Origin of the sequence: Methylobacterium sp. J-070 (assembly GCF_022829385.1) — a bacterium.
Taxonomy (GTDB): Bacteria; Pseudomonadota; Alphaproteobacteria; order Rhizobiales; family Beijerinckiaceae; genus Methylobacterium.
In genome coordinates this window covers 1-7,102 of record NZ_JAKSXX010000158.1, presented here as the reverse complement: position 1 = coordinate 7,102, position 7,102 = coordinate 1, and the positions used below count along the sequence as shown (strand labels likewise).

3 protein-coding genes and 1 pseudogene are annotated in these 7,102 nt (G+C 64.9%); 1 reads left to right on the top strand and 3 read right to left on the bottom strand.

All coding sequences use genetic code 11. The features are described 5' to 3' along the window. From MKL01_RS15855 to MKL01_RS15845, 3 genes and pseudogenes are all read right to left on the bottom strand, one after another. Positions 1 to 190 (bottom strand): annotated as a pseudogene (locus tag MKL01_RS15855) (hypothetical protein); the annotation flags it as partial. A 693-nt stretch (positions 191 to 883) separates the two neighbouring features. Then, positions 884 to 1,297, bottom strand: a complete 414-nt coding sequence (locus MKL01_RS15850) for a DUF3768 domain-containing protein (protein ID WP_243906172.1) — start codon at positions 1,295 to 1,297, stop codon at positions 884 to 886. 689 nt (positions 1,298 to 1,986) lie between these two features. Then, positions 1,987 to 6,018, bottom strand: coding sequence for a caspase family protein (locus tag MKL01_RS15845; RefSeq protein ID WP_243906171.1), 4,032 nt, complete (start codon positions 6,016 to 6,018; stop codon positions 1,987 to 1,989). A 625-nt stretch (positions 6,019 to 6,643) separates the two neighbouring features. On the opposite strand from MKL01_RS15845, the gene MKL01_RS15840 reads away from it, so the two are divergent. After that, a partial coding sequence (locus MKL01_RS15840) for a transposase (RefSeq protein ID WP_243906170.1) occupies positions 6,644 to 7,102 on the top strand: 459 nt, incomplete at its 3' end.

The window sequence follows — 7,102 nt, the reverse complement described above, 5'->3', positions numbered from 1 at the left end:
GTCGGTCAAGATCCCGGTGCCCGGTGTCGCTACGGCTGAGCTGCAGGTCCACATTGGCCCCGGGCTGACGCAACCACACGGCGCGTTCGGTGCGTCGCAGCTCGACGAACCCCAGCTGCCCGACGAACATGTCCACGACGGTCTGGAAATGACCCGGGTTCACCCGGTTGGCGACATGGTTGAACCGCACGATCGAGCTCCGTCCCGTCCCCGAGGGCAACGGCATAAAGGACGGGTCCAAAGGCGTCGAGGAACTGATTGACGGGGTTGGGACCGAGGTTCAGCCGTCCCGAGCGCCTACCTCAGTGCCTTGCCACCGTCGAGCTTGGCCATATGCGTCACATCGATCATGATGAGACTTAAAGGCTGGCAGCCGCCAAAACCCGGATTGGCACGATCATCAGCCTGGTAGAGCCGTTCCGAGGCGGGTTTGAGGGCATCGGGGACTGATTGCCGGTTTGGGCAACTGCACCGGGGCGCCGACGCCTGAACCCCCTACCCACCCTGGAAAATGCCCGTGCATCGTGTGCATCCCGTGCAGGGCCTCATCGCTTTGGCCGGGGGACCATGACCGTCGAGCCGTGATGCCAGTTGCATGATTCCGCATCATTCACGCCGCGACAAGTTGGCTATCGGTAGCACCAGCAATCACGCCGAAGCCAAGGATCGTGAGAGTGGGAGGGTGGCCCATCGTCAGCCCTCCCCCTGGTCGCCATCGTGGGCGCAGCCTGACCAGTCGCCGTCGTCATCGGCCGGCCAGTCCTCGTCCCATTCAGTGTCCGCATCGAGTTCAGCCTCGCCGCGTGGCTGAGGCCGCATGACCTCGTCGCCCTGGGGCGGTTCAATCCGAGGCGGGCGCGGTGTCTCGTGGGAGCCAACCACGTCAGTACTCATCGGCGCGCATGATCGTGAGCACGCGGGTCGTGACGGCGGGGCCGGCCGGGTCCGGCGAGCCGCCGAGCAGCGCGCGATCGTAGGCGTCGATTTTCCAGAAGAAGCGCTCGCCTCCGACCTCGACCGCGCCGAAATCGTATTCGCCGTGAGGATCATTGTCGGGGTCGAAGGTGCTGAAGCGGCGCACAGCCAGCAGCAGGGTGATGCGGTCAGCTTCGGGCAGTTCGACCACGCCGGGCGTCTCGACTACCCGCCCGTCGGCGAAACTGCGGCGGAAGGCATCGTTCAGGGCGCGTATGCTGGCAGTGGGCTCAGTGATGGCGATCGACGAGGTGATCGGCCTGGACAATCTGCCGGGTAGCCCGGTGGGCCCGTTGAGGCTCGGGAGTTGAGCCTTGCTCATAGTCGACCTCGCAAAAAAGAAGGGGCCCCGTGTGGGACCCCTTGCTGGTGTTGGTCGGATGGTAAGGGCTTGGTCGCCTGGCCTGTGCTGCCGAGGCGGGTCGCGTTCGGTGGTTTGGTAATCGCGGCACGGCGGGCCTCAGCGACATCGAGCTATGAAAGCAACTATATAGGAATTTAAACATAATGTCAAAGTTGACGAACCGCCTTCGAGTGTGGGCGCATGTGCGCTAAGCTTTTCGGTGCCAATCGCTGAGAATCTGAAGAAGCCTGGTCGCACGCTATGACTGAGTTTGGCCGATAGCCGCCGGTCAGCTTTTTGGCGAGCGATGGCTCGGAGCAGACGTTGCATTTCGCGAGAGCGTTTTACCGACACCTGAAAAGCCGACACGCTTTCCCGACACAAAGGAGGTCATTCCGAGCGTTCTCCAATTCGCGTGGGATCACTGTCGGGAAAGCGTTCGTTTTTCGGACATAACAGTTGAGGCAGCTGGATGACCGCTCGGGGTGGATTTCCGCCGGTCCGCTTCGGGGATACAAACTAGCCGAAGCCGACATGATGTAATCACCATGGAGCGGCTGGATCTGGCGCATCCCCCATCGACGCACAGGTCGACCTTGGTGTGAAGGGAGATGTATTTGATTGCGGCCGATGAACTCACTTTGTCGAGTAAGCGGAGGACCACACGCTTAGAAGGGTACGAAATCGCCGACCATGTCGTTGCGGGCGAACCACGGCGTCTGGCGCCCCTGCGTGGCCTCGACGACGGTGCGCTTGACCCGCGCGTAGAGTTCCGAGGCCTCGATCACACCGTTGCGGTTGAGGTCCGTCCGCGGATCCGACAGCGCGCTCACGACCGCCCCGGTGAAGACGCCGCCGCTGTTGTCGGGCGCTTCCTCCGACTTCTCCCGCCCCTTGGAAGCCGAGAAGATCAACACGCCCGACGGCGCCCGGTCGATCAGCGCCCCGACCGCCGCGTCGTTGGTGGCGAAGAAGTCCGTGCCCGCGTTGCCGCTCTGGCAGGTGTCGAGGAACACCGCCACGCGCGTGCGCGCTCTGGCGAGGACGGCCGACACGTCGTTCCAGGGCAGCGCGGTATGGGAGAGATCGTCGGCCCGCGTGGCCGAGGTGGCGAGATAGTAAGCGGTCTCGCCCGGGAGCCGAACGCCGTGACCTGCGATGAACAGGATGATGCTGTCGCCCGGCTCTGCGACCGCGACGGCGGCTTCGAGCTTCGCCAGGATAGCCTCGCGGCTGGCTTCGGCGTCCAGGAGGACGGCCTGCGTGGCGATCTCGAATGCCGGCCCTGCCTTGTCCTGGAGCGTCAGAGCGAAGCGCCGCGCGTCCACTGTGGCGGTGAGATCCGGCAGGTGCTCGCGATCCTCGTAGTGGTCGATGCCGACGCTGATCAGGTGCAACCGGCGCTTGTGCGCCGTGTCCTGCCCGGCATCGTAGGTCGCCGGCTGGCTGTAGAGACCCGTGAGTCCCCGGGCGAGGAGCGCCATCCAGCGGGCCCCCGGCAGGCGCTTGGCCTGTAGATTGAAGGCGGCGCCACCGGGCGGCACGGGCAGCGTGTCGGTGATGAGCCCGTCCTGATAGAGCCGCACCTCCGTGACGGGATCGCCCTCCGCGAAGGTGATGCGCGCCGCCACCGCCTCGCCTGCCTCGACGCGTTCGAGCTGGACGAGGGGCGGGACGTCCCGGGTGACCGGCGGCGGCAGGGTCTCGCCGGCGACGACCCGCGTCAGTAGGCGGTCGACCTTGAAGAGGTGGCGGTACTGATCGAGCGTGTAGCTGCCGTCGCGGCCGGGAAAGCGCAGGCCGACATGCTCGGCGCCTTCGAGCGTGGCATCGAACAGGCCCGACGGCGTCCAGATCGCGACCTCGTCATCCACCAGCCGCCCCGACAGGAGGAGGTCGGAGCCCTTGGCGCCGAGTGCGAGGTGCCCTTCGGCATCGCGCGTGCCCGCGCGCAGGCCGAGGACCTGAAAGCCGCCGTCATCGTCGAGCTTGATCGCGGTCTTGAGATCCCGGCTCAGGGAGATACGGTTCACGACGTCGGCGTTCGGAAGCCCGGCGATGCGATGCATCAGCCGCCGGCGCTCGACGTCGTAGATGGCGAGCGCCGCGCTCTCCTTGGACCACAGGACGAGGTACCGCTCGAAGAACAGCGCGCCCTGAATATCGCAGCTGAAGAAGCTGTCGTCGCACGTGGTCCCGCCGTTCTCCGCGAACTCGGCGGTCAGGTCGAAGAGTTTGCCCTTCCGGGTGCTGTCGTGAAGATAGGCGCTTGGGTAATTGACGGCCATGCTCCCCTGCACGGCGGAGCTGTTGATCAGGGTCAGTTTCCTGCCGGGGGATGAAACCTGCTGGAGGGCGCCTTTCTGATCGCTGATGACGATGATCGTGCGTCCGCTCTCCACGCGCGCCTCCCCGTCGGAAGACGTACCCTCTCCGATCGACACGAAGCGGATGGATCCGTCATCAGCCAGCGCTCGCGCCTTCCGATCCACCTTCATAGTGGCCGCGTCGAAGTCCAGTTTGGTGATCGCAGTGCCGTGGTTGATCTCGATCCCGAATTCGGAGAGCCGACGTTCGGCTCTCTCCGTTTGCGCCATCTCCGGGAGCTTCAGGGCCCTTAACCCGCGCGTCGCGACCGTCCAGTTCTGCATAGGTCTGGGTAATGCGCTTAGCGCTGTCGTTTTGAGAAGCATGGGCTTGATGAGGAATGCGTTCAGGATCCCAGCCGACGGATCCTGATAGTCCTCGCTCGCCGGGGACGTGGCGAGATGGCTCAACTTCAGCCCGTCGAGCAGAGACCACCCTCTGAGCTTCGGGATCGACACAGCGGCGGCGGCGACGAGAGTCTTCGTCCGAGACGCCTCATCGGCCGAGGCTTCCCGCGGTACGGTCAGGCTGACGGCATTCAGGTCAAAACTATCAGAGTTGCACTTGACCAGGAGAAGGTTGTTCTCGAGCTGGATGGTGAAGTCCTGATCGAAGATCGCCGACGCCACGTGTGAGCACGCGCCGGGGTTATCGATGTTGCTGGTCTCGTTCAGCGTGTTGGCCAGCGGGATCGAACCCCAGCTCCCCGAGGTCAGCGGTATGATGAAACTGTCGCGATCGTCCCAGGCCAGATCCACGCCTTTGGCTTCCCTGACATTGCTGACATCGTACATGAACCGCCCGTCAACGGCGTCGCGGATCTCGATCTGGTTCGACGCGAGGGCGGCGACAAAACGCCCCGTCGGGGAGAACCGGGGCTTGTCCCCGATGCTCTCTGCGAGGATCGATCCGGTCAGCCGGTCAAGAATCCGGTAGCGAAGGCCGTAGACCTCGATCGCCCGGGTCTCATCCGGGGAACCGATCACTTGGTCGGGCTGCCTTAGGTCGAAGCGGTCGGCTATCACGATCTCTGGGGACCCCGGCTCTACGCGGAACGCGGAGGTGACCGGAGTTGGGTCCGGATTCTCGCCACATTGTGTGAAGCCGATGACGGCGATCGTCAGTTGCAGACGGCCGGAAACGAGGGGGCGGATCTGAAGCGATCCCTTGAGCATCGCCCCCTCGACATGGAGGGGGATGACAGCGCGGGTCTGCGTCGCGAGCTGCTTCAGCCGGAACGGGGCGGCGGCCGCGGGCATCAGCGCGTAGAAGCCGCCTCCCCTAAAGCGGACTGAGCTCTCGGTGCCGATCACGAGGTAGGTCGGTCCGCGGGGCCTCTGTGCAGGGACCGTCCAAGCGATCGCATGCTCGACGCCCGCGCGTAGCACCTGATCTTCAGTTCCCGTCACGGTGAGACCGCGCCTAAAGCGTTGCAAGTCCAGATCCGCCGTGGCGCAGGGCTGGTTCGCCCGCTGGATCAGGCGGCGGTCTGGGGGATCCTGAACTGTGCGGGCTACGCGCGCCCTCATGCGTGCGGCCTCGAGAGTGGACTGTAGGCTGCTCAGCCGGGCGGAGTAGGACCGGCTCAGGCAGTCGACGTTCTGCTGACATGCGTCCCGGGCTCGGTGCCAGGCGTCTTGCTTCCGGCGCTCGCTCTGGACGTCGATCCCGTCCGAAGACCGCAGCGCCTTGAAGGCGGCATCCAGTTCGACATCCAGTCGGCTCAAGCTGGCCGTTGCACATACCGTGCGTTCGGCCGTAGTGGCAGCCCGGATGCAGTCGAAGCTCGGCCTGTCGGCGGGCGCGGGGACGGAGGCCGAGCTCGGTCCGGGTGTTGTCCCGGGGGGCGGCGGGACCGCTTGGGCAGCCTGCCGGGTGATGATGCCAGACACGACGGCGTCACGGGCCGGCATCGTACCGGCGATTTGACTCTTCCGGAAGCAGACGGAGCGCGTGCTGTTGAAGGTGTAGCCGGTGCATTGCGGATCGGCGAGACACAAGGACTCACAGGCTTCCACCGTATCCACGTTCCGGTGCCAGCCGAGATCGTTGCCGGGCGCATCCAGGTTCGGGAGCCGCCGGATGGCGTAGGTCTGACCCGGCGGATGCGGCGGCCCGCCACGCGAGCCGGTGGGGGCCGGCCGTCGCACGATCCCGGTCAAGGCCGGCACGCTGGAAGGACGAACCGGTCCGACGGCGGATTTCGGGATGCAGACCTGATTGCCGAAGCTGTAGGTGTAGGCCGCGCAGCGGGGGTCGCCGACGCAGAACCGTTCGCAGGCGTCCGCGTCGAGGCCGCGCTGCCAAACGAGATCGTTGCCAGGTGCGTCCATTCCGGGCAGGCGCGTGACACCGGGCTCATTCGCGGGCGCCGCCCAGACATCGCGAAACATGTACGGACCGAGCAGAAATCCGACGAGAACAGCGCGCGCGAGGACTGACACGGCGCCTCGAAGCCTCGTGCGTCCCATTGCGGCCACCTCTAAAGCTATTCCGATGCCTCAATTCAGAAGGTGCTCGACCTAGCGAAGACAGTCAATCGCATCTGTTTGCGATGCGAAAATTGCTTAGCCAGCGAGATCTGTCCGAAACGGATTGTTCATCCGCCGAACGATGTCGGCTCGCTGATCCTGGTCGCGCTTGGTCTGGTCGTGTTCTGTGTAGCGAGCGCCAAAGGATTCGCTCGAAGTCCGGTTTGGGGCGACGCTTTCATTGCGCTTTTCGACCAAGTTGGGTCGGTAGGCGGCCGTCCGCTGTTCCAGCGGCCCCACTCCGAACCGGCCGTTCCGCTTTCGGCCACTTGCGGTCTTGCTGGCTGGCGTCACTGAACGGCTGGGTTGGGTGGATTTCTGCCGGTCCGCTTTCGGGCGGCAATGCTAGGATTCTGTTGAAAAACTCGGTGTTGCAGCGGTAGTCGTGAGGTGATTCACTCCTGTCGAGAGGCGGAGACCGAAGCAGATGATGGGACCTCGGCAAGTCGAGCAGGGCGCCCTGTTATACGAGTTCTCGCTCGGTACCCACGTCCCCGCCGAACATCTGCTGCGCGCCATCGACCGCTTCGTTGACCTGTCGGGCCTGCGCGCGCACCTGCAGCCGTTCTACAGCTCGACAGGCCGGCCCTCGGTCGACCCTGAGTTGATGATCCGCATGCTGCTCATCGGCTACTGCTTGGGCATCCGCTCCGAGCGCCGCCTGTGCGACGAGGTCCACCTCAACCTCGCTTATCGCTGGTTCTGCCGGCTCGGGCTCGACGGCCGGGTGCCGGACCATTCGACCTTCTCCAAGAACCGCCATGGCCGCTTCCGCGACAGCGACCTGCTGCGGCGCCTGTTCGAGACCGTGCTCGCCCGCTGCATCACCGAGGGGCTCGTGGGCGGCGAGGGCTTCGCGGTCGACGCCAGCCTGATCAAGGCCGAT